1 protein-coding gene is annotated in these 503 nt (G+C 31.6%); it reads left to right on the top strand.

The window, feature by feature from the left end; genetic code table 11:
• Positions 1-132 precede the first annotated feature (132 nt).
• A partial coding sequence (locus tag OIO11_RS11540; protein ID WP_268071629.1) for a transposase occupies positions 133-503 on the top strand: 371 nt, incomplete at its 3' end.

Here is a 503-nt window from a genome sequence, read left to right as displayed (position 1 = left end):
TAGTCGCTTGCAGAATTCCACAAGCATTGATTTGTCTAATTTTTAAGCCGTTAGGCTTTTATATTTTCCTCCACTGCGACATAATAGAATTACACCACATAAAACCAAACACCACAGAGGAGGAGAACAAACATGTTTTGTCTTAATAAAAATAAACAACTCAATTTTTTTGAACAGGTATCTGATTTAAAAGCTTTGGCTTCAAAGCAACCCGTAGGGTTCATAACTTTGCTTTCTGACAATTTTGATATTGAAAGCTTTATTCCTAGTCCTTTTACAGAACATTATTATGCCGATTTAGGCAGGAATAGAGAATATGCACTTTCTTCTGTATTATCAGCTCTAATTTTAATGCAAATTTTTCATATACCTACTACCGTATTGTTAAATCTATTTCTTGTATTTTCTACTGAAATAAGAGAATTTTGTGGCTTCTATAATTCGGTACCAGATGAGTCTTTTTTTAGTAGATTTAAAACTACCTTTGAAACTGATATTGCTAA

This window comes from Clostridium sp. ZS2-4 (assembly GCF_026719745.1).
In the GTDB taxonomy this organism is placed as follows: Bacteria; Bacillota; Clostridia; order Clostridiales; family Clostridiaceae; genus Clostridium_H.
Note: the sequence above shows the minus strand (reverse complement) of the source record. Positions and strands in the feature narration are given on the sequence as shown.